At 71.5% G+C, this 21903-nt stretch carries 21 protein-coding genes and 2 tRNA genes; 13 read left to right on the forward strand and 10 right to left on the reverse strand.

Going from position 1 to position 21903, the window contains the following annotated elements; all coding sequences use genetic code 11:
- Window positions 1–34: 34 nt before the first annotated feature.
- The 3 genes from ACGF3H_RS04905 to ACGF3H_RS04915 all read right to left on the reverse strand — a co-directional run bounded on the left by ACGF3H_RS04905 (window position 35) and on the right by ACGF3H_RS04915 (window position 2201).
- A complete protein-coding gene (locus ACGF3H_RS04905; RefSeq protein WP_362500351.1) occupies window positions 35–487 on the reverse strand; it encodes a DUF1801 domain-containing protein in 453 nt (150 codons plus the stop codon).
- 149 nt (window positions 488–636) lie between these two features.
- On the reverse strand, window positions 637–1368 hold the full coding sequence (locus ACGF3H_RS04910; RefSeq protein ID WP_362500350.1) for a decarboxylase: 732 nt from the start codon (window positions 1366–1368) through the stop codon (window positions 637–639).
- The gene (locus ACGF3H_RS04915; RefSeq protein WP_362500349.1) at window positions 1365–2201 is read right to left on the reverse strand and encodes an aspartate/glutamate racemase family protein; all 837 of its coding nucleotides are present in this window, start codon (window positions 2199–2201) and stop codon (window positions 1365–1367) included. Before ACGF3H_RS04915 ends, ACGF3H_RS04910 begins: the two co-directional genes overlap by 4 nt.
- 186 nt (window positions 2202–2387) lie before the next feature.
- Between ACGF3H_RS04915 and ACGF3H_RS04920 the strand changes: the two genes are divergently transcribed.
- From ACGF3H_RS04920 to ACGF3H_RS04935, 4 genes are all read left to right on the forward strand, one after another.
- Entirely contained in the window at window positions 2388–3335 is a 948-nt protein-coding gene (locus ACGF3H_RS04920; protein WP_362500348.1) for a D-2-hydroxyacid dehydrogenase, read from the forward strand.
- Between the two features lie 36 nt (window positions 3336–3371).
- Complete coding sequence (locus ACGF3H_RS04925; RefSeq protein WP_362500347.1) at window positions 3372–4760, forward strand: amidase; 1389 nt, start codon at window positions 3372–3374, stop codon at window positions 4758–4760.
- 195 nt (window positions 4761–4955) lie between these two features.
- Window positions 4956–5462 carry a GNAT family N-acetyltransferase gene (locus tag ACGF3H_RS04930; protein WP_362500346.1) on the forward strand — a complete coding sequence of 169 codons (507 nt, stop codon included), beginning with the start codon at window positions 4956–4958 and terminating at the stop codon, window positions 5460–5462.
- 38 nt (window positions 5463–5500) lie between these two features.
- Window positions 5501–6787 carry an MFS transporter gene (locus tag ACGF3H_RS04935; protein WP_362500345.1) on the forward strand — a complete coding sequence of 429 codons (1287 nt, stop codon included), beginning with the start codon at window positions 5501–5503 and terminating at the stop codon, window positions 6785–6787.
- Window positions 6788–6922: 135 nt separating this feature from the next.
- Here ACGF3H_RS04935 and ACGF3H_RS04940 read toward each other — a convergent pair whose 3' ends face one another.
- Window positions 6923–7420, reverse strand: a complete 498-nt coding sequence (locus ACGF3H_RS04940; RefSeq protein WP_362500344.1) for a DUF3830 family protein — start codon at window positions 7418–7420, stop codon at window positions 6923–6925.
- Between the two features lie 107 nt (window positions 7421–7527).
- Between ACGF3H_RS04940 and ehuB the strand changes: the two genes are divergently transcribed.
- From ehuB to ACGF3H_RS04970, 6 genes are all read left to right on the forward strand, one after another.
- The gene (gene ehuB, locus ACGF3H_RS04945) at window positions 7528–8457 is read left to right on the forward strand and encodes an ectoine/hydroxyectoine ABC transporter substrate-binding protein EhuB (protein ID WP_362500343.1); all 930 of its coding nucleotides are present in this window, start codon (window positions 7528–7530) and stop codon (window positions 8455–8457) included.
- The gene (gene ehuC / locus ACGF3H_RS04950) at window positions 8454–9158 is read left to right on the forward strand and encodes an ectoine/hydroxyectoine ABC transporter permease subunit EhuC (protein ID WP_362500342.1); all 705 of its coding nucleotides are present in this window, start codon (window positions 8454–8456) and stop codon (window positions 9156–9158) included. The genes ehuB and ehuC overlap by 4 nt, the downstream gene beginning before the upstream one ends.
- The gene (gene ehuD / locus ACGF3H_RS04955) at window positions 9155–9805 is read left to right on the forward strand and encodes an ectoine/hydroxyectoine ABC transporter permease subunit EhuD (RefSeq protein ID WP_362500341.1); all 651 of its coding nucleotides are present in this window, start codon (window positions 9155–9157) and stop codon (window positions 9803–9805) included. Before ehuC ends, ehuD begins: the two co-directional genes overlap by 4 nt.
- Window positions 9795–10580, forward strand: coding sequence for an ectoine/hydroxyectoine ABC transporter ATP-binding protein EhuA (ehuA, locus tag ACGF3H_RS04960; RefSeq protein ID WP_362500340.1), 786 nt, complete (start codon window positions 9795–9797; stop codon window positions 10578–10580). The genes ehuD and ehuA overlap by 11 nt, the downstream gene beginning before the upstream one ends.
- A 194-nt stretch (window positions 10581–10774) precedes the next feature.
- Window positions 10775–11533, forward strand: coding sequence for an IclR family transcriptional regulator C-terminal domain-containing protein (locus tag ACGF3H_RS04965; RefSeq protein ID WP_362500339.1), 759 nt, complete (start codon window positions 10775–10777; stop codon window positions 11531–11533).
- Between the two features lie 99 nt (window positions 11534–11632).
- A tRNA-Lys gene (locus ACGF3H_RS04970) sits at window positions 11633–11706 on the forward strand.
- Between the two features lie 41 nt (window positions 11707–11747).
- On the opposite strand, the gene ACGF3H_RS04975 is transcribed toward ACGF3H_RS04970, so the two are convergent.
- The 3 genes from ACGF3H_RS04975 to ACGF3H_RS04985 form a co-directional block, all read right to left on the reverse strand.
- Window positions 11748–12353: a lytic polysaccharide monooxygenase gene (locus ACGF3H_RS04975; protein ID WP_362500338.1), complete on the reverse strand. Its 606-nt coding sequence runs from the start codon at window positions 12351–12353 to the stop codon at window positions 11748–11750.
- 152 nt (window positions 12354–12505) lie between these two features.
- The gene (locus ACGF3H_RS04980) at window positions 12506–13717 is read right to left on the reverse strand and encodes an SPFH domain-containing protein (protein ID WP_362500337.1); all 1212 of its coding nucleotides are present in this window, start codon (window positions 13715–13717) and stop codon (window positions 12506–12508) included.
- A gap of 69 nt (window positions 13718–13786) precedes the next feature.
- Window positions 13787–14863 (reverse strand): peptidoglycan-binding protein, encoded by a 1077-nt coding sequence (locus ACGF3H_RS04985; protein ID WP_362500336.1) that lies wholly within the window; start codon window positions 14861–14863, stop codon window positions 13787–13789.
- A gap of 199 nt (window positions 14864–15062) precedes the next feature.
- Between ACGF3H_RS04985 and ACGF3H_RS04990 the strand changes: the two genes are divergently transcribed.
- The 3 genes from ACGF3H_RS04990 (at window position 15063) to ACGF3H_RS05000 (ending at window position 19396) form a co-directional block, all read left to right on the forward strand.
- Window positions 15063–15136 (forward strand) — tRNA-Lys (locus tag ACGF3H_RS04990).
- A 283-nt stretch (window positions 15137–15419) separates the two neighbouring features.
- Window positions 15420–17462 (forward strand): cellulose synthase catalytic subunit, encoded by a 2043-nt coding sequence (locus tag ACGF3H_RS04995; RefSeq protein WP_362500335.1) that lies wholly within the window; start codon window positions 15420–15422, stop codon window positions 17460–17462.
- Window positions 17459–19396 carry a galactose oxidase-like domain-containing protein gene (locus tag ACGF3H_RS05000; protein ID WP_393582558.1) on the forward strand — a complete coding sequence of 646 codons (1938 nt, stop codon included), beginning with the start codon at window positions 17459–17461 and terminating at the stop codon, window positions 19394–19396. Before ACGF3H_RS04995 ends, ACGF3H_RS05000 begins: the two co-directional genes overlap by 4 nt.
- Before the next feature lie 83 nt (window positions 19397–19479).
- Here the strand turns inward: ACGF3H_RS05000 and ACGF3H_RS05005 are convergent, their stop codons facing one another.
- From ACGF3H_RS05005 to ACGF3H_RS05015, 3 genes are read right to left on the reverse strand one after another with little or no spacing between them, the layout of a single operon-like run.
- Window positions 19480–20508, reverse strand: coding sequence for a glycoside hydrolase family 6 protein (locus ACGF3H_RS05005; protein ID WP_362498875.1), 1029 nt, complete (start codon window positions 20506–20508; stop codon window positions 19480–19482).
- Between the two features lie 49 nt (window positions 20509–20557).
- Window positions 20558–21247, reverse strand: a complete 690-nt coding sequence (locus ACGF3H_RS05010) for a class F sortase (protein WP_362498877.1) — start codon at window positions 21245–21247, stop codon at window positions 20558–20560.
- Between the two features lie 2 nt (window positions 21248–21249).
- Entirely contained in the window at window positions 21250–21804 is a 555-nt protein-coding gene (locus tag ACGF3H_RS05015; protein WP_362498879.1) for a hypothetical protein, read from the reverse strand.
- Between the last annotated feature and the right edge of the window lie 99 nt (window positions 21805–21903).

The raw sequence follows: 21903 nt of genomic DNA on the forward strand, positions 1-21903 counted from the left end.
TGCCGCCTGCCGCCTGCCGCCTGCCGCCTGCCGCCTAGGCGACCGCCTGCTTCACGAGGGCCGCGATCCGCTCCTCCACCTCGGGCGTGACCTCGGTCAGGGCGAAGGCGGTCGGCCACATGCTGCCCTCGTCCAGCTGCGCCGGGTCGTTGAAGCCGAGCGTCGCGTAGCGCGCCTTGAACTTCGCCGCGCTCTGGAAGAAGCAGACGACCTTGCCGTCCAGCGCGTAGGCGGGCATCCCGTACCACAGCTTCGGCGCGAGGGAGGGGGCGGTGGCCGTGACGACGGCGTGCACGCGCTCGGCCATGACCCGGTCGGAGTCCTCCATCTCGGCGATCTTCGCGAGCAGGTCACGCTCGGCCTCCGCCGCCTTGTCCGCACGCGAGCCGCGGCGCGCCGCCTTCTTCTGCTCCTGGGCGTGGTCCTTCATCGCGGCGCGCTCCTCGGCCGTGAAACCCTCGTACGTGCTGTCGCCGGTGGCGGTCATGGTCCCTCCCGTGGTCGTCGTTGCGGGCCGGCCGGTGCGCCCGGCCGACCGCTGTGACCACAGCCTCCCGCGGCCGGCGCGCCCGCGCCTCCGTGGTGACCACGGAAAGCGCCACGGAACCCGGGCCGCGGGTCCGGTGACGCCCCGTCTCACACCTGGACCACCGGCTCCCGCGTGAACAGCGCCCCGAGCTCCGGAGCGTTGACCCTCCGGTCGGCCAGCCGGAGCCCTTCCCAGACGGTCACCTGATTGGCGGTCAGGACCGGCTTGCCCAGCTCCTTCTCCAGGAGCGGGATGTGCGCCGCCGTGTGCAGGGCCGTGTCCGGGAGGAGGACCGCCTCCGCGTCCGGGCGGTCGGCGGAGCGGGCCAGCGCCAGCACCTCGGCCTCGGTCCAGGTGCCGACCTCCGCGGCCGTGATGATGCCGGAGCTGACGACGGCGACGCTCTCCACACCGGCGGTGCGCAGGAAGTCCGCGAACAACCGGGCCACGTCCTCCGGGTACGTCGCGCCGATCGCGACCCGGCGCACCCCGAGCTCCTGCGCCGCGTGCACGAAGGCGAAGGAGGTGGAGGAGGCGGGCAGACCCGCCGTCCGGGCCAGGGAGCGCACCTGCTCCTGGGCTCCCTCCCAGCCGTGCACGAAGCTGCCGCTGGTGCAGGCCCACACGACGGCGTCGGCGCCGGCCAGGCGCAGTTCGGCCGTGCCCGCCTCGAGCCGCTGCGGCGAGCCCATCTCGCGCAGGGCGTCGACGCGGTGCGCGTCCTCGCCGATGTCGGTGTGCACCAGGTCCACTCGGATGTCGCTGCCCAGGAGCTGCTCGATGCGTGGGTAGTCGTCCTCGCCGGAGTGGCCCGGGTACAGGAATCCCAGTGCTGTCATGTCCACCCTTCCTGCTGCTGTTCCGTGCCAGGGACGTCCGGAGTCTCTGGCAGTACGGGGCCGGCCGGCCCCGGCACCGCGGGGCCGGTCCGCGCCGCCGGGTCGGTCAGCGCCTGGTACGGCCCCACGGCACGGGTACCCAGTCGGCGCAGCGCCGCCCACATCGTCACTTGGTTGGCCGAGATCACCGGTATCCGCAGCTCGGCCTCCAGCTGCGGGATGACGTCGTAGGTGGGGAGGTTGGTGCAGGAGATGAACAGCGCGTCGGCCGCCCCGGGGCGCGGCACCGCCCGGCGTGCCATCTCGGCCACGTCGCGGTAGGGGACCTTCCAGATGTGCCGGGTCAGTCCCATGAACGCGCAGCCGGTGACCGTGGCGCCCGCCTCGGCGACGTACTCCTCCAGCACCCGGGTCACCGACACGGTGTACGGCGTGACCAGTGCGACCCGGCGTACGCCCAGCTCGGTCAGCGCGTCCAGCAGCGCGCCGGAGGTGGTGACGGACGGGACCGCGCCCGCCCAGGTCATCTCCTCGCACATCGCGCGTTCGCCGGCGATGCCGCCGACGAAGCTGCCGGAGGTGCAGGCGTAGGCGACGACCTCGGGGGCGATGGCGTTGAGGGTGCGGACGGCCTCGCCGAGCGTCTCGTGCTCACTGACCATCCGGGCGAGGTCCAGGCCGACCTCGACGGGCACGTAGGGGGTCCGCGTCATGTGCAGCGAGACCTCGTCGGGGACCCACCGCCACAGCTCGCGGTCGAGTGCGAAGTCGAACGGGGCGACCACGCCGACCCCGCGTTGCGGAGCTGGTCCGCCGAGAAAGGAGATGTCCATGGCACGCACCGGCCTCACGCTGAGGAAGGAGAGGGCAACGCACCGTACGCACGGCCGTGTTGACGAAGGTAGGTTCCGGTGCGAGCGTGGTCAATCCGCCCGCGCCACCCTTGGGTGAACAACCGGTCGGCCTGCCGTCGCCGCTCCGGCAGCCGCCCCGCCCCGTATCCCGGAGACACGTCGCCGATGACCATGCCCACCCTGCTCGTCCTGGACGCCGAGCCCCCGCCCCGGCTGGGCCGGCTGACCGGCCGCGTCCGGATCGTGCACGCGGACGAGTCGACCCTCGCCGAGCGGCTGCCGGACGCCGACGTGCTGCTCGTGTGGGACTTCCGGTCGCACGCCGTGCGCCGCGCCTGGCCCGGCGGCGGACCGCGCCCGCGCTGGGTGCACACGGCGAGCGCGGGCGTCGACCACCTGATGTGCCCCGAACTGGCCGGCTCCGACACGGTGGTGACGAACGCGCGCGGTGTGTTCGACGGGCCGATCGCCGAGTACGTCGCCGCCCTGGTGCTGGCGATGGCCAAGGACCTGCCCCGCACGCTGGAGCTCCAGCGGGAGCGGACCTGGCGGCACCGCGAGTCGCTGCGGGTGGCCGGAACCCGTGCCTGCGTGGTGGGCTCCGGGCCGATCGGGCGGGCGATCGCCGGGACGCTGAAGGCCCTCGGCGTCACCACCGCGCTGGTCGGCCGGACCGCGCGGTCCGGGGTGCACGGCCCCGAGGACCTGGACCGGCTGCTGACCCGCGCCGACTGGGTGGTCGCCGCCGCGCCGCTCACCGACGACACCCGCGGCATGTTCGACGCCCGCCGGTTCGGCGTGATGCAACCCTCCGCCCGCTTCGTCAACGTCGGGCGCGGACAGCTGGTCGTCGAGGCCGACCTGGCGAAGGCGCTCGCGGAGCGGTGGATCGCGGGCGCCGCGCTGGACGTCTTCGAGCACGAACCCCTCGGCCCCGACCACCCGTTGTGGCAGGCCCCCGGTCTGATCGTCTCCCCGCACATGAGCGGAGACACCATCGGCTGGCGGGACGAACTGGGGGCGCAGTTCGTGGAGTTGTTCGAACGGTGGGCGGCGGGCGAGCCGCTGCCGAACGTGGTCGACAAGAAGCGCGGATACGTACCCGGACACTGACGTCCCACCGGACGTTCCCAGGAAGCGGGAGGGTGCATGACCGACCTCACCGAGCTGACCGCCGTACAGCTCGTCGACGGTTACCGCAAGGGCGAGTTCAGCCCCGTGGAGGTGACGCGGGCGGTCCTGGAACGGGCCGAGCGGATCCAGCCAGTGGTCAACGCGTTCGTCCGGCTGACCGGCGAGGAGGCGCTGGGCCAGGCGCGGCGGGCCGAGGAGCGGTGGCGGCGCGGGGAGCCGGGCGGCCGGCTGGACGGGGTGCCGGTCACGGTCAAGGACATCCTGCTGACGCGCGGCCACCCGACCCTGCGCGGCTCCCTGGCCGTCTCCCCGGACGGCCCCTGGGACGAGGACGCGCCGTCCGTCGCCCGGCTGCGCGAGCACGGCGCGGTCCTCGTCGGCAAGACGACGACGCCCGAGTACGGCTGGAAGGGCGTGACCGACTCGCCGCTGAGCGGCATCACCCGCAACCCGCACGACCCGTCCCGTACCGCGGGCGGCTCCAGCGGGGGCGCGGCGGCCGCCGTGGCCCTGGGGGCGGCGCCGCTGGCGCTGGGCACGGACGGCGGCGGCAGTGTGCGCATCCCGGCGTCCTTCTGCGGCATCTTCGGCCTGAAACCGACGTACGGCCGGGTCCCGCTGTATCCGGCGAGCGCCTTCGGCACGCTGTCGCACGTCGGCCCGATGACCCGGGACGCGGCGGACGCGGCGCTGATGCTGGACGTGATCGGCACGCCGGACGCCCGCGACTGGTCGGCGCTGGGACCGGCGCCCGGCTCGTACTCCGAGGCCCTGGCGGGCGGGGTGCGGGGGCTGCGCGTGGCGTACTCGCCGTCGCTCGGGGGGCAGGTGGCGGTGCGCCCGGCGGTGGCGACGGCGGTGCGGCGGGCGGTGCAGCGGCTGGCGGAGCTGGGCGCGTACGTCACCGAGGCCGACCCGGACTTCGCGGACCCGGTGGACGCCTTCCACACCCTGTGGTTCAGCGGGGCCGCGCGGGTCGCGCAGGGATTGAGGGCGGCGCAGCGGGAGGTGCTCGACCCGGGGCTGCGGGAGGTCGTCGGGGCGGGGGCGCGGTACTCGGCGCTGGACTACCTGGCCGCGGTGGACGTCCGGATGGAGCTGGGGCGCCGGATGGGCCGCTTCCACGAGGCGTACGACCTGCTGGTCACGCCGACGCTGCCGATCACCGCGTTCGAGGCGGGTGTGGAGGTGCCGAAGGGCTCCGGGCAGCGGCGGTGGACGGGGTGGACGCCGTTCACGTACCCGTTCAACCTGACCCAGCAGCCGGCGGCGACCGTGCCGGTGGGGACCGACGGGGACGGCCTCCCCGTCGGGCTCCAGCTGGTGGCCGCCCGCCACCGCGACGACCTGGTGCTGCGGGCGGCGCATGCGCTGTACGGGGCGGGGGTGGCGTCGGCCGGGTAGCAGCGGACATCACCGGCGAGCACGCGAGGGTCCGGGTGCGCCCGGAGGTGGGGGTACCGCTCACGGAGCCTGCGGATCGGACGGGAGTCCCGGCCGGGGGGTAGGTCGCGGGACCTGCCCGGCAGGAGAAGGGGCCCGGCGGCCCACGGGAAAACCCAGGGACCGGAGCGCCGCGCGCTGCTACGGTCGGGCGTCGTGAGCTGGCTTCCTGATGACTTCGTCCACCCCGTCCTGGTACCGCTCCCGGGTGGTGATCATCACCTGCGGCCGATCCGGGAGGCGGACGCCCCGCTCGACTATCCGGCCGTGATGGGTTCGCGCGAGCGGCTGTGGACCCTCTACGGCCCGGCCTGGGGCTGGCCCGCGGCCACCATGACCTACGAGGCCGACCGGGCCGACCTGTTGCGGCACGAGAAGGAGATCACCGCACACCAGTCCTTCAACTACGCGCTGTTCGACGCGGCGGAGACAGCCCTGCTCGGCTGCGTCTACATCGACCCACCGGAGAGGGCCGGCGCGGACGCCGACGTCTCCTGGTGGGTGGTGGACGAACTGGTGGGCGGCACGGTCGAGCAGGCCCTCGACGCGCTGGTGCCGCAGTGGATCGCCGCCGACTGGCCCTTCGAGCAGCCGCGCTTCATCGGCCGCGAGATCTCCTGGCCGGACTACCTCGCCCTGCCGGGCATCCCGAAGGTTCAGTAGCTTCTGTCTTACCTATCCGAGGACGTGGTGATCGACCGGTGACCCGTGTTGAGGGATTACGCCCCTCGGTCTGGCGCCATCGTGACTTCCTGCTGTTCTGGGGCAGCCAGACGGTCAGCGAGACGGGTTCGCAGATCACCGTTCTCGCGCTGCCGTTGGTCGCCGTGGTGCTGCTGGACGCCTCCGCGTTCCAGGTCGGCCTGCTGGCGGCTGCGGAGACGAGCGCGTATCTGCTGGTGGCGCTGCCCGCCGGGGCCGTCGTGGACCGGGTGGCCAAGCGCCGGCTGATGATCGGATGCGACCTCGCGCTGTTGCTGGTGATCGGCTCGGTGCCGCTGGCCCATGCCTTCGGGAAACTGACCCTCGTCCAGCTCTTCGCCGTCGCGCTCGTCTCCAGCGTGTTCTCGGTGTTCTTCTCGGTGGCCTACCAGAGCTATCTGCCGGCACTGCTCGACCGTGACCAACTCCTGGACGGCAACAGCAAGCTCGCGGCCTCCCGGTCGGTCGCGCAGATCGCCGGGCCCTCGCTGGGCGGGGGGCTGGTGACGCTGATCGGCGCCGCCGGGGCGATGGCCGCCGACGCGATCTCCTTCGCGGCGTCGGCAGGCTCGTTGACGGCGATCCGCAAGCGTGAGCCACGCCCCGTCCCGCCCGGACCCGGCCGACGGCCCGCACTGCGGTCGCAGATCCGTGAGGGGCTCGCCTACGTCACCGGCGATCCCATACTGCGCAACTCCGTGGCGTTCAACGGCACGGCCAATTTTTTCGTGATCATGGTGGAGAGCCTCGGCCCGGTGTTCCTCATCCGCACGCTCCACCTGGAAGAGGGCCTGGTCGGGCTGTTGCTGGCGCTGGGGGCTGTCGGTGGAGTGGCCGGCGGCGTGACGGCCCGGTATCTGGCCCGTAAGGTCGGCTCGGCGCGCATCAGCTGGATCGCCATGACCCTGCTCTCGCTGCCCGGCCTGCTCATTCCGCTGGCCGGGCCCGGCTGGTGGGTGCTGCTGTTCGGCTTCGGCTGGATCTCGTGGACCTTCGCCTCGACCGTCGCGGGCGTCTCGTTGACCAGTTACCGCCAGGCCGTCTGCCCGCCGGACATGCTCGGCAGGGTCAGCGCCGCCGCCCGCTGGATCAACTGGGGCACGCTTCCGCTGGGTGGTGTCGTCGGTGGCGTTCTCGCCTCCGCCATCGGCGTGCAACGCACACTGTGGATCGCGGTGGCCGGCGGCTGCTGCGCGGGACTGTGGCTGTTCTTCTCACCCCTGCGCGGCCTGCGTGACATCCCGCTCGGAGAGCTCGGCCCCACTGCTGTGGGCACAACGCCGTGACAGCGGAGGTCCAGGTGCCGCCGGCCCACCCGGGTCGGCCCGGGCACACAGCACGCCGACGCCCCCGCCGACTCACCCGGCGGGGGGCGCGGCGGTCCGCAGCCGGGGCGGCGAGCGCTGGCGTACGCCCCCTCGTCACGAGGCGCGGCGGAAGCTGAGCGTTTCTCCCGCCGCTCCTGTTCGCCACAGGTCGTTGCAGGCCTCGGCCATGGGGTCCAGGCCGTCGACGACCTGGCCCCACACGGTGCCCGGGACCCAGCCGACGTCGCCGTTGAGCAGCAGGTTGTTGCGTTCGTAGAACAGGGCCAGGTCGACGAGGGTGGTGCCGGCGCGGACCTCGCGGTCGTAGCCGTACGCCTTGGTGCCCAACTCGGCGCCCGCGAAGGCGAAATAGCACAGGTCACCCGGGATGGGCGTGACGGTCGGGTTCTCCAGCGGTGGTTCGTTCGCCGCGAAGGGCGGGAAAAGGGCGTAGATCTCGTTACGGGCGTATTTGGCGTGATACACGTCGCCGGCCAGGGGGAGCGCGTCCCAGACCGCCGCGCAGGTGACCGGGGCCCGTTCCTCCAGCAGCCGGGCCGTGCAGGTGATTCCGCGTGTGACCAGCGAGACTTCGATGTAGCGATCAGCCATGCCCTCCATGGCAGTGGGCCGGGGCGCCGCGGTCAAGGGTGCCGTGCCGCGGTATCGGACCGAAAAAGATCGGCATAACCTTCGGGGCTTCGGGTAGCTGCGCGCCCATGGCTCCACCACACAGAACCCCTCCATGGGGCATATCCGTCCGAAGGCCCGGGAGTTCGGGGCCCACTCGCCGATCGCTGCTCGCGGGGGCCGCGGCGCTCGGCGCGCTGGGGGCCGCCGGCTGCTCACGGGTCGCGACCGCGTCGAACGTGGAGGGCGGCGACCTGCTCGACCGGCTGAGGGCCCAGGGTGTGGCCCGGCTCGGCATCGCGGGCGAGATCCCCTTCGGGTACATCGACAGGAACGGTGAGCTGACCGGCGAGGCGCCGGAGCTGGCGAAGGTCATCTTCAAGCGCCTCGGCGTGGACCGGGTGCAGCCGGTGCCGACGGAGTTCGGCTCCCTCATCCCGGGGCTGGCGTCGCAGCAGTTCGACGTCGTGGCGGCCGGGATGTACATCAATCCGGACCGCTGCGAGCAGGTCATCTTCTCCGACCCCGACTACCAGATGCTCGACTCCTTCATCGTGCGCAAGGGCAACCCCCTGGGCCTGCACGACTACCAGGACGTCGTGGAGAAGAAGGCCAAGTTCGCCACCGGCACCGGGTACGCCGAGATCCAGTACGCGGTCGAGGCCGGGTACAAGGAGAGCGACATCCTGATCGTGCCCGACCAGGTGGCCGGCCTCAACGCCGTCGAGGCCGGGCGGGTGGACGTCTTCGCGGGCACGGCGCTGACCACCCGCGAGGTGGTGAAGAAGTCCGGCAAGGCCGAGGCGACCGAGGCGTTCAAGCCGGTCGTCGGCGGCAAGCCGCACGTCGACGGCGGCGGTTTCGCCTTCCGGCCGACCGAGACCAATCTGCGGGACGCCTTCAACGCCGAGCTGCAGAAGCTCAAGAAGAGCGGTGAACTGCTCCGCATCCTCGAGCCGTTCGGGTTCACCGAGGACGAGATGACCGATCTGACCGCGAAGGAGCTGTGCGGCGGATGACATCCGGACTGTGGGAACTCGTACTCCGGGGCGTCTGGGTCACGGTCCAGCTGCTCTTCTTCAGCGCGCTGCTGGCGACGGCCGTCTCCTTCGTGGTCGGCGTCGCGCGCACCCACCGGCTGTGGATCGTCCGCTTCCTCGCGGGCTTCTACACCGAGGTCTTCCGCGGCACCTCCGCGCTGGTGATGATCTTCTGGGTGTTCTTCGTGCTGCCCCCGGCGTTCGGCTGGCAGCTGGTGCCGATGTGGGCGGGCACACTGGCACTGGGCCTGACCTACGGGGCGTACGGCTCCGAGATCGTGCGCGGCGCGCTCGGCGCGGTCGACCCGGCGCAGAAGGAGGGCGGCATCGCCCTCAGCTTCACGCCCTGGCAGCGGATGAAGCTGATCCTGCTGCCGCAGGCGGTGCCGGAGATGATCCCGCCCTTCTCCAACCTGCTGATCGAGCTGCTCAAGGGCACCGCCCTGGTGTCGATCATGGGCATGGGCGACCTGGCGTTCAGCGGCAACCTGGTGCGTCTGGCCCTCCAGGAGAGCGCGGAGATCTACACGTACATCCTGCTGATCTACTTCGTGATCGCCTTCCTGCTCACCCGGATGATGCGCGGCCTGGAGAAGAAGCTGAAGGCGGGCGTCGGGAAGGCGGTCCCGAAGCGGAAGACCGTCACTCCTGAGCCGGCCGAGATCGGGGGTGTCCGATGACGTGGGACTGGAACGCGGTCTCGGAGTTCATGCCGCACTTCTGGGACGGCCTGCTGGTCACCCTGCAGATCCTGGTGCTCGGCTCGCTGATCTCCTTCCTCCTCGGCCTGGTGTGGGCGCTGCTGATGCGGGTGCCGTCCCGCTGGGTGACCTGGCCGGTCGGCGTGGTCACCGAGTTCGTGCGCAACACCCCGCTGCTGGTGCAGCTGTTCTTCCTGTTCTACGTGCTGCCCGAGTGGGGCGTGACCGCCTCGGCGCTGACCACCGGCGTGATCGGCATCGGCCTGCACTACTCGACGTACACGATGCAGGTCTACCGGGCCGGCATCGAGGCGGTGCCGGTCGGCCAGTGGGAGGCCGCGACGGCGCTGAACCTGCCGCTGGGCCGGACGTGGACCGCGGTGATCCTGCCGCAGGCCGTCCGCCGGGTGGTGCCCGCCCTCGGCAACTACGTGATCTCGATGCTGAAGGACACGCCCCTGCTGATGGCGATCACGGTGCTGGAGATGCTCGGTGAGGCACGGCTGTTCTCCCAGCAGAACTTCCAGTTCACCGAGCCCCTGACGGTGATCGGCGTGGCCTTCGTCATCGTCTCCTACCTGGCCTCCCTTGCCCTGCGAGCCCTGGAGCGACGCCTTGCCCACTGACACTCTCCCCAACCCCGAGAAGAGCCCCGAGCGCAGCACCGGTGAGCTGATCCGCCTGGAGCAGGTCACCAAGCGGTTCGGGGACAACACCGTCCTCGACCACCTGGACTTCTCCGTCGACGCCGGCAAGCACGTCACCCTGATCGGCCCGTCCGGGTCGGGCAAGACGACGATCCTGCGGCTGCTGATGACGCTGCTCAAGCCCGACGAGGGCACGATCACCGTGGACGGGCAGCAGCTCTTCCCGGCGAACGAGAAGCAGCGCCGCGAGGTCCGCAAGCAGATCGGGATGGTGTTCCAGCAGTTCAACCTGTTCCCGAACATGAGCGTGCTGCGCAACATCACCGAGGCGCCGGTCACCGTGCTCGGCATGTCCAAGGACGAGGCGGTGGAGCGCGCCAAGGGCCTGCTCGACATGGTGGGCCTGGCCGACAAGTGCGACGCCCGCCCGGCCCAGCTCTCCGGCGGCCAGCAGCAGCGGGTGGCGATCGCCCGGGCGCTGGCCATGCGGCCCAAGGTGCTGCTGCTGGACGAGGTGACGTCCGCGCTGGACCCGGAGCTGGTCGCGGGCGTCCTCGACCTGCTGCGGGACATCGCGCGCAGCACCGACATCACCATGCTCTGCGTGACCCACGAGATGAACTTCGCCCGGGACATATCGGACCAGGTCCTGATGTTCGACTCGGGGCGGGTCATCGAGGCCGGCGCGCCGGAGAAGATCTTCAGCGAGCCGGAGCACGACCGGACCCGGGAATTTCTCAGCGCGGTGCTGTGAGGGCGGGGCGTGCCCCAACGTCCGAGGTCGGGACGCCGGGGCACGCCACTGGCATGTGCCAGAGTGCCGACGCCGCAGTTGAGGGCGCCGGAATCTCGCCAACACCCCCTCCGATCCGGCCTTTTGACGGCTATCGTGAACGTGACCCGCTGTCCGGATCAGGGCCTACGAAGCGAGCGCAGGGGGAGACCACCGTGGCGCTGCAGCACAAGCCGACCGCGCCGCACCACTCGGTCCAGGACGCCCTGCGCGCCCTGGAGACGGTGGCGCGGCACAGCACCGGAATCACCGACACCGAACTCGCGCGGCAGACCGGCCTCGGCCGGGAGCGACTGACCCCGCTCCTGCGGATGCTGCGCCGCGAGGGCTACGTCGAGCAGACCGCCGACGGGGCCTACGTCACGGGCGAGGCGCTGTCCCGCCTGGGCTCGGCGCACGGCCGCGAGGAGGCCGTGCGCGACAAGCTCCAGCACACCCTGGACCGGCTGCGCGACTCGGTGGGCGCCGCCGTCTACATCAGCCGGTACGTCGACGGTGAGGTCAGCGTCACCCACCTCGCCGACAGTCCGGCCGCGCCCCGGGTGAACGAGTGGGTGGACTTCCGCGTCTCGGCGCACGCCACCGCGGTCGGCAAGAGCCTGCTGACCCAGCTGGACCACGCGGGCCGCCGCGACCACCTGGCCCGGCACAAGATGGCCCGGCTGACCTCGCGCACCATCACCAGCGACAGGCTGCTGCTGTCCCGGCTGGAGTCCCAGCCGCCCACGGTGCCCGTCCTCGATCTTCAGGAGTACGCGGTGGGCACGGTCTGCGCGGCCGTCCCGCTGACGGCGGGTTCCGCCGCCGGCTGCCTGGCCCTGTCCCTGCCCGTCGAGCACGCGCACCGGCTGCGGCAGGCCGCGGACGCCCTGAACCGGGGCGCGGCGCCGGTCCTGCTGTCGCTGGCGATCTAGGGGCCGGTGCGCCCCCGCGGGCGGTGGTCGTGAGCACCCCTTCGGACCGGGTAGTATTTTCGTCGTCGCCGACCGCGGGAAGCGGAAGGCGGGAGTCATGCGCCGCTAGCTCAGTTGGTTAGAGCAGCTGACTCTTAATCAGCGGGTCCGGGGTTCGAGTCCCTGGCGGCGCACAGAAGAGGGCCCCTCGCACACGCGAGGGGCCCTCCTTCGTTCAGAAGGTCACGTCCGAGCAGGCGTAGAACGCGTTGCCCGTGTCGGCGACCGTCCACACCGACAGGATGACGTGGTGCCCGCTCAGCCCCGACGGCAGCGTGCCGCTGTGGGAGAGCGTGGCCGGCGGCTGCTTCCCGCCGTAGGGCACCGTGAAGAACGGTGTCAGGTTGAGGTCGGACCGGGACAGGGCGTGGTCCTGGTTCCAGCCCGGCTTGGTGACGTAGTACTTGAAGTCGGTCGTGGCGTGCCGGGCGGTGAACTGCCAGCGGAAGGTGTAGCTCTGCCCGCCGTTCACCTTGGTGGTCGGCCACGCCTGGCCGTTGGGCTGCTTGGGGGCGTCGAGCGAGGCGAACGTGCCGTGCCCCGCCGAGCAGAGCTTCCCGTCGGCCGGTCCGGCGGCCGGGAAACCCTTGGGGCCCTCGACGCTCTGCGGCTCCCACTGGATGGAGCCGCACCCGGAGACGGTGCCGTTCTGGCACACCTTCTGCCGGCTGACGGGGAGGTCGGTGTAGCCGTGGCCGCTGGCGCCGCCGGACGAGAGCACGAGGGCTCCGGTGGTCGCGATGCCCAGCGCCGCGGCGGACAGCTTGGTCCTTGTGCGCATCCTGCTTCTCCTGTGACGTGGGGAGACGTGGGGGAAGTGCAGCGAGCTTTCTTGGTCTAGACCAAGTCACAGGTTATTGCCGTCAGTTGAACATGTCCATACCAATCGAAGAACCCGGGTCCGGTCCGATCCCGGACCCGTCCCGGCCTCCTTCACGCCCCCGGCTCGCCCCGCCCCGCGCAGAACGCCACGGTCAGGTCCTTCACCAGGACCTTGCGCTCGTAGTCGTCGAGCTCCACCAGGCCGCGCATCGTCAGCCGGGTCACCGTGTCCTCCACCGAGTCCACGACCGAGGTCAGCACGCTCGCCCGCTGCGCCGCGTCCAGTGCGGCGATCCGGCGCCGGTGCATCGCGGCGGCCACCTCCGGGGCGTACTCCACCCGGACCGGCCGCACCGAGAACACCTCCAGGCCGACCGGCGCCGCGTCCGCCGCCACCAGCCGGGTCAGCGTCTCGCCCGCCACGTCCGCCGCGCCGCGGACCGTGCCCGCCGGTTCCACCGGGATCCGGGCCAGCGCCGCCTCGACGCACTCGCGCAGGTACGTCTCGTGGTCCTCGACACCCAGCGTGGCCCGCACGGTGTCCCGCACCCGCCACACCACCAGCGTCACCGTCCTCAGCGCGACCCCGTTCCCGTCGGCCGCGGGCATCGGCTCGCTGCGCCAGTGCCGCAGCCGGACGTCGACCCGGCGGCGCAGGAACAGCGGGTTCACCCACATCAGGCCGGTACGCCGGACGGTCCCCCGGTAGCGGCCGAAGAGTCCGAGCACCCAGGCCTGCCCGGTGCGCCCCCGGGCCAGACCGCCGAAGCCGAACAGCCCGAGCGCACCGGCGGCCGCGTACGCCGCCCACTGCGCGGGCCCGAGCCCGGCACCCGCCTGTTCCGGCAGCCCCAGGGCCGCCACGGCGAGCGGCGGCACGATCCCGGCCCACCAGGAGGTGACCGCACAGCCCACCACCCCGCAGGCCCCCGCGGCGACGCCCGCCATGCCGGGCAGCACGCGCGCCGGACGCTCCGCCAGCTCCGGGTCGACCGAGGCCACCGGCCGGGGCCGCGCCATGGTGGGCCGCCGCATCCGGGGCTGCTCCCCCGTGCCGTGCCGGCGCTCGACGACCGCGGGCCGCAGCGGCACCGGAGCCGGCGCGGGGTCGTCCCGGAACAGCAGGTGGACGGGGATCTCGGTGGTCACCTCGTTGTGGATGAGCCGCGCCGGCCGGACCGAGCCCTCCCCGGGCCCCCCGAGCCCGGGGGCCGGAGCCGACGGCGACGGTGCCGGTGACGGCGACGGCGGAACCGAGGCCGGGACGGGAGCGGGAACCGGCTCCGGGGTCGTCGAGGGTGTCGTCGAAGAGGTCGTACTCATGCGTGCTCCAGCCTCCGCGCCAGACGCGTCATGAACGGGTGATCACGAACGGTGCCCCCGAGGGAGCGCTCACGAGAAGAGCCGCCGCCAGGTCTCCGGGCCCGGGTAGCCGTCCGCCGCGCCGCCCCGCCAGCCCTGGGCCCGCTGGAAGGCCTCGACGTTCCGCCGGTCCGCCTCGCCCCAGCGCGGCCCCGGCTCGCTCGCGTAGTACCGGCCGAATCCTTTTTTCACCAACTGTCCGCCGAGCCGGGTGACGTGGGGGTTTTCCGCGCCCGGCCGGAACATCGCCCGGCCGGGATAGCCGGGCACCCCGTGCGAGGCGGGCGGGGCGGCAGCGCCGGAGGGGGACGGCTCCGGGAGGTCCGCCGCGGCCGGTTCCCCGCCCACCGAGGGGGTCGTGCCGCTGGTCACCCCCTTGTAGCGGTAGGGGAGGTACTTGGCGGAGTTGCTCCAGTAGGCGTAGGGCGTGGCCATCTTGCGGGTGTGCGGCGGGGTCTGCTCGTAGGCCGTGTAGGAGGTGTGCTTGTCGTCCGTCCAGCCGCCGAAGATCACCACGTGGGAGCCCGACTGCGGGTCGGACGCGTTGTGGAACAGCAGGATGTCGCCGGGCTGGAGTTCTTCCTTGGTGATGCGGTCCGCGAAGGCGCCGAGGCTCCCGGTCCATTCGTTCGTCGGCAGGTTCCAGGCCATCGACACGTAACCCGAGCAGTCCTGCCGGTAACCGTCGGACCAGTAGGCGGTCATGCTGTAGGGCACCTTCGCGCTGACCCAGGTCTTGGCCCGCTCGATGATGTCCGTACGGGTGATCGCGGGCAGCAGCGTGCCGGCCGCGGGACCCGCCGGGCGGCCCGTCGGACCGTGCAGCGGAGCCCTCGGGCCCTGTGGGGTGTCGGGCACCTCACCCGCGGGGTCGCCGGGGTCCCCGGGCCGGTGGGTCGCGTGGGCGGCGGCCGGGGCCGCCGCGGCCTGGCCCGCGCCGAACGCGGCGGTCGCGCCGGCGGCGGCCACCACCAGGACGCGGCGGGAGGCCGGGTGCGCGGGGGCCCGGCCGGCCGGGGAATGCGGCAGGACACTGCGCCAGTGCCGGCAACCGGGGCAGTCGCAGTCGCTCACGGGGGCGATTTCCTCGAATACCGGAGTCTCCATGCGATTCCCCTCACACTGCAGGTGAAAAAGTCCGCGACGGTGCGCGCACCGGCGCACGGTGATCAGTTTCCCAACTGTCGCGTTCGAGCGCATGTTGACGGTCCGAATGATGTACGCGGGTGGTGCGCACGGGGGACGCCGGCGCCGGACGTGGTCCGGAGCACCCTTCGGCGTCGGGTAGAGTTCTCCAGGTCAGCAGGCGCCGCTAGCTCAGTTGGTTAGAGCAGCTGACTCTTAATCAGCGGGTCCGGGGTTCGAGTCCCTGGCGGCGCACCGACGGTCGAAGGCCCTCCGTAGCACACGGGGGGCCTTCGGCGTATCCGAGTCCTGGGACCCTTGCGATCATGACGAACGCCGTAGAACCCTGGTCCGATCGCGGGGCCGGATGCCGCGGGGGGGCATCATGCAACCGGGGGTCGCTGTTCCATGTCTATATAGGGTGTGGATGCCGTGGTGACAGCAACCCACCACGGTGATGTCCGTGACGGCCGAGGGGGACCCGGCGGACCAAGAAAGCGACGAAACACGCACTGACCCGCGTGTGGGGGGATGACTCATGACGTCGACGCCGACGGGCGCCGGGCAGGACCACGACCCGTCCCGGACCACCCAGCTCAGGGTGCCCGCGCACCGGAACTGGAACACCGGCTCGTTCCGCCGGATCAAGAAGGCCCTCCCCAGATACGACTACGAGCACTACAGCCGGCTCGCGGGCCCCCTCACCCAGCCGGACCCGCACAAGCCGTACACGGTGCAGTACCGCTCGCTCCTGTCGCAGGAGCCGCACCGCATCCGGGTCGCCCTGATGCTGGCCGCGGCCCCGCTGCTGTCGGTGGTGCTGCTGGTCTGGCTGCTCCAGCCCGAGCACTGGACGGAGCGCGACTACCCGGCCTTCGACTGGCTGCCCGCCCTCGACATGGTCATGCTCGTCTCGATCGGCCTGATCGAGCTCTTCCGCTGCCTGAACGTGCTGTCGAACGCGCACGCCACGCTGGTCGCCCGCGACCCGGTACCGGTGGTGCCCGAGACCGGCACCCGGGTCGCCTTCCTCACCTCCTTCGTGCCCGGCAAGGAGCCGCTGGAGATGGTGACGAAGACCCTGGAGGCGGCCGTCAGGATCCGCCACCGCGGTCTCCTGCACGTCTGGCTCCTCGACGAGGGTGACGACCCCGAGGTGAAGGCGGTCTGCGAGCGCCTCGGCGTGCACCACTTCTCCCGCAAGGGCGTCGCCAAGTGGAACATGCCCAAGGGCCCGCACCGCGCCAAGACCAAGCACGGCAACTACAACGCCTGGCTCGAGGCGCACGGCGACGACTACGACTTCTTCGCCTCCGTCGACACCGACCACGTACCACTGCCGAACTACCTGGAGCGGATGCTCGGCTTCTTCCGCGACCCCGACGTCGGCTTCGTCATCGGCCCGCAGGTCTACGGCAACTACGACAACCCGATCACCAAGGCCGCCGAGTCCCAGCAGTTCCTCTTCCACGCGCTGATCCAGCGCGCGGGCAACCGCTACGGCGCGCCCATGTTCGTGGGCACCTCCAACGCGGTGCGCATCAAGGCGCTGAAGCAGATCGGCGGTCTGTACGACTCGATCACCGAGGACATGGCGACCGGCTTCGAGATCCACCGCCACAAGAACCCGGCCACGGGCCGCAAGTGGCGCTCGGTCTACACCCCGGACGTGCTGGCCGTCGGTGAGGGCCCGAACGCCTGGACCGACTTCTTCACCCAGCAGATGCGCTGGTCGCGAGGGACGTACGAGACGATCCTCAAGCAGTACTGGAAGGGCTGGTACTCGCTGCCGCCGAGCAAGCTCTTCAACTACACGATGATGATCATCTTCTACCCGATGTCGGCCCTGAACTGGCTCCTGGCGGCGCTGAGCTGCGCGCTGTTCCTGGGCATGGGCGCCTCGGGCGTGAACATCGACCCCGCGGTCTGGCTGATGCTCTACGGCAACGCCTCGGCGCTGCAGATCGGCCTGTACGTCTGGAACCGCCGGCACAACGTCTCGCCGCACGAGCCGGAGGGCTCCGGCGGTGTGGCCGGCATGGTGATGTCCGCGCTGTCGGCGCCGCTGTACGCGAAGGCGCTCATCGACTCCGTGCTGCGGCGCAAGAGCAAGTTCGTGGTCACGCCCAAGGGCGACTCGGCGAGCCCGGACACCCTGTTCGGGACCTTCCGGTACCACTGGTACTTCATCGTCGTCTTCGGCGGCTCGATCACCGCCGGCCTCGTCCTGGGCCACTCGCACCCCGCCATGATCATCTGGGCGACGTTCGCGCTGCTGATCACCGCCTCGCCGATCTTCGCCTGGCGGCACTCCCTGCGGGAGGCGAGGAAGAAGCCCGCCCCGGCGGCGCCCGCGGAGCCGCGCACCCAGCCCGAGGACGCGGCGCCCGCGGGGCCGTACCAGCCGCACCCGCTGCCGGCGCAGGACGCGCCCTACGGAGCGCACGACGCGCACGGAGCGCACGGCGCGTACGGAGCGCACGTGCCGCAGCAGAAGCCCAGCTGGGCCGACTCCCCCGACGGGGGCAGCGACCAGACCATGCAGATCGCCCTTGGTGGACTTGGGGGACGTAAGGAATGAAAGACCGTGCCGGCCGCCGCCGGGCCCGTCGCTTCGCGATAGGCACGGCGGTGGTAGTAGCGCTGGCCGGGATGAACGGACCGTGGCTCTATCGCTTCGGAACCGAGAAATACCACCAGTACAAGATCAACAAGCCGGAGTACAAGGCCGCCAACGGCAAGTGGGAGATCATCGAGTTTCCCGAGAAGTACCGGCAGAACACCATTCACGCGGCGCTGCTGCGCACCGGCAAGGTGCTCCTCGTCGCGGGGTCGGGCAACAACCAGGACAACTTCGACGACAAGAAGTTCGACACCCGGATCTGGGACCCGGTCAAGGGGACCATCAAGAAGGTGCCGACACCCGCCGACCTGTTCTGCACCGGCCACACCCAGCTCGCCAACGGCAATCTGCTGATCGCGGGCGGCACCAAGCGGTACGAGAAGCTCAAGGGTGACGTCACCAAGGCCGGCGGCCTGATGATCGTCCACAACGAGAACCCGGACAAGCCGATCACGCTGCCCGCGGGCACCAGGTTCACCGGCAAGGAGAACGGCAAGACCTTCGTCTCCAAGGACCCGGTGCTGGTGCCGCGCGCGGAGAAGGTCTTCGACCCGGCGTCCGGCGCGTTCGTGCGCAACGACCCGGGCCTCGGCCGGATCTACGTCGAGGCGCAGGCGAGCGGCGCCGAGTACGAGACGGGCACCGAGGACAACTACCGCATCCAGGGCCTGTCGGGTGCCGACGCGCGCAACACCTACGGCATCGCGCAGAAGCTCGCCCTCGACAAGAAGGACTTCCAGGGCATCCGGGACGCCTTCGAGTTCGACCCGGTCGCCGAGAAGTACATCAAGGTCGACCCGATGCACGAGGCCCGCTGGTACCCGACGCTCACCACGCTGGGCGACGGCAAGATCCTCAGCGTCTCCGGCCTCGACGACATCGGCCAGCTCGTCCCGGGCAAGAACGAGGTCTACGACCCGGAGACCAAGAAGTGGACCTACACCGACACGGTCCGCCAGTTCCCGACGTACCCGGCGCTGTTCCTGATGCAGAACGGCAAGGTCTTCTACTCGGGTTCGAACGCCGGGTACGGCCCCGACGACGTCGGGCGCGACCCGGGCGTCTGGGACGTGGAGACCAACAAGTTCACCAAGATCCCCGGCATGAGCGACCCGGACATGCTGGAGACCTCGGGCACCGTGCTGCTGCCGCCGGCGCAGGACGAGAAGTACATGGTCATCGGCGGCGGCGGGGTCGGCGAGTCCGAGCTGGCCAGCGAGAAGACGCGGATCGTCGATCTGAAGGCCGACGACCCGAGGTTCACGGACGGGCCGTCGCTGGAGAAGGGCACGCGCTACCCGCAGGCCTCGGTCCTGCCCGACGACACCGTGCTGGTCTCCGGCGGCTCGGAGGACTACCGGGGCCGCGGCGACTCCAACATCCACCAGGCGCGGCTCTACCACCCGGACACCAACACGTTCGAGAAGGTGGCCGACCCGCTGGTGGGCCGGAACTACCACTCCGGTTCGATCCTGCTGCCCGACGGGCGCCTGATGTTCTTCGGCTCCGACTCGCTCTACGCCGACAAGGCCAACACCAAGCCGGGCAAGTTCGAGCAGCGCATCGAGATCTACACGCCGCCGTACCTGTACCGGGACTCGCGGCCCGACCTGTCGGGCGGCCCGCAGACCATCGCGCGCGGCGAGTCGGGGACCTTCACCTCGCAGGCCGCCTCGACGGTCAAGAAGGTGCGGCTGATCCGGCCGAGCGCCTCGACGCACGTCACCGACGTGGACCAGCGGTCCATCGCGCTGGACTTCAAGGCCGACGGGGACAAGCTGACGGTGACCGTGCCGGAGGGTAAGAACCTGGTGCAGTCGGGGTGGTACATGCTCTTCGTCACCGACGGTCGGGGGACGCCTTCCAAGGCGCAGTGGGTGCGCGTTCCGTAGCGCGGCTCGGTCGTTCGTCCGCGGGCTCGTCGTGGCTGGTCGCGCAGTTCCCCGCGCCCCTTCGGGGCACGGGGACCCCCGCGTCAGCCAGTCCCGTCGGCCAGCTTCAGGGCGTAGTCGGGCCACCATTCGCCGGCCTTCGGGCCGCCCTTGCACTCGCCGTCCGACTCCCCCGGGCGCTTGACCCACAGGTATGCGTCCACGAGGGGGTCGGCGGTCTTCGTCGTCGGGGTCTCGCCGAGGGCGCGGCCCGGAGGGTTGCACCAGCGCTCGTCCGGGGCGCCCTCGGTGTAGGGGCCGTTGCCGTTGCGGCTGGTGTCGATGACGAAGTGCTTGCCGCCCACCTTGGCGGAGAGCTGCTTGCCGTAGGCGATGGACTCCTCGGTGGAGTAGTAGTTGGAGACGTTGACGGCGAAGCCGTCGGCCTGGTCGATGCCGGCCCACTTGAGCGGCTCGAAGATCTGGTCCGGGTGGCCCCAGCCGGCGTTGCCCGCGTCGAGGTAGACCTTGGTGTTCTTCAGCGCCGTGAGCTTGGCGACGGCGCCCTTGAGGAGGTCGTAGCGCTCCTCGTGGAATTCGTCCGGGGTGCAGCCGTCGACCAGGTGGAGCACCGCGTCCGGTTCCAGGACGACGGTGGCGGCACGGTCGCCGATGCCCTCGGCCACCCCGTCGATGAACTCGCGGTAGGTGTCGCCGTCGGCGGCGCCTCCCTGCGAGTACTGGCCGCAGTCGCGGTGCGGGATGTTGTAGAGGACGAGCAGCGCGGTACGCCCGGCCTCGTCGGCGGCTTCGGTGAAGCCGCGGGCCTGCTCCTCCGGGTTCTCCGGGCTGATCCACTCGCCGGTCGGCTGCTGGGCGATCCTGCGGATGCGGTCGGCCTGGTCCTTCTTCCCCGCCTTCTCCAGGGATGCCACCTGCTGGGCCGCGGTGCCGTCCGGATTGACCCAGAACGGGTCGGTCTCCTTGGGCTGCTGGGTGATCCCGGCCCCTGCGTCCTTGTCGTCGTCCTCGTCTCCGGACGAGGAGCACCCCGCGATCAGCAGCGCCGCCCCCAGCACCGCCGCGGACGCCCGCCTCGCGGACATGCCTCCGGCCCCCCTGCTGCCGTACATCCAACCCCCCTGGGTGCACTGTCGGAGGCTCAATCCTGACATACGCGGGTCATGAGCCGGTGCCCGTGAGGTACGCCGAGACGACGACGTTGGCCGTGTAGCCGCCGGTGGCGCGGTCGAAGGTGCCGCCGCAGGTGATCAGGCGAAGTTCGGCCCGGTCCGGGTCGTGGGGCCCGTAGGCCTGACGGGCGTCGAAGCCGTCGCGGTCGAGGACCTGGATGTCGTCGATCGTGAACTCGGCGGTCTCGGCGTCGTCGCGGACCACCCGGATCGTCTCGCCGGGTTCCAGGGTGCTGAGCCGGTAGAAGACGGCGGGGCGGGTCTCGGTGTCGACGTGCCCGACCATCAGGGCGGTGCCGGCCGCCCCCGGGGCCACACCGGCCGCGTACCAGCCGACGGCGTCGGCCTGGTCGAAGGACGGCGGTTCGATCGCGCCCTTGGCGTCGAGGCCGCGCGCCAGCACCGGGGCGCTGATGCCGAGTCCGGGGACGTCGAGCCGCTCGGGCCGGGCGGTGCCGAGGGGTGCGGAGGCGGGCGGCAGCGGTATGTCGGGGGGCCGTCCGGCGGCCGCCATGTCCCCGGTGGCCGGGCGGGACACGCCCGCGCGGACGTCGGTGGCCTCGCGGCCCCACAGCCACAGTCCGAGGAGCAGCACCACCCAGGCGATGCCGCTCACCAGGCGGCCGGGGCCGACGGGGCGTATGTGGTCCTGCCCGGGGGGCCGGTCGTGGTCGGACATGGTCAGCCCGTCCTGCGGCTCCGGCTGCGGACCCCGCGCAGCCCCACGGCGACGGCGGCGATCCCGGCGAGCGCCAGGCCGGTCACCGTGTGCGCGGTGCCGGGGGGATCGACGCGCGCCCCGTCCCCGGTGTCCGGTGCGGCCAGCTCCGCGGTTCCGCCGCCGCCCGCGTCGACGGGTGCGACGGGTGAGGGGGGTGCGGTCGGGCGGGGCCGCCGCGCGACGGTGACGGTGCCCGTGCGGGCGTCCTCGCCGCAGGTGACCTGCACGGCGTAGGCCCCGGCCGCCACGGTGGAGCGGACGCGGCTGGAGCCGACCAGGACGCCGTCCTCGGTGGCCGCGGAGAGCTGTACGTCCGTCTCGAACACCGCCGACACGGCGACGGCCGTCCGCTCGGTGCAGCCGGGTACACGGAGCGTGACCTCGGTGCCGGGCGCCGGGGAGGCCGGAGTCACCGAGACCCCGCTCCCGTCGGCCGCGTACGCCGTCGCCGCGACCGGCGTCACCACCGCCGCCAGCGCGGCTGCGGCACAGAGAGTTACCTTCAGCGATCCCATCGTGTACCTCCAGTCATCTGGAGGCTGCCCCGCCGGTGCCGCCCCCGCATCCGGTGCGGGGGCGGCACTGCGCCGAACGGGCGACGGGGTGGGAGCGCG

This window comes from Streptomyces sp. NPDC048185 (assembly GCF_043202495.1).
Classification (GTDB): domain Bacteria; phylum Actinomycetota; class Actinomycetes; order Streptomycetales; family Streptomycetaceae; genus Streptomyces.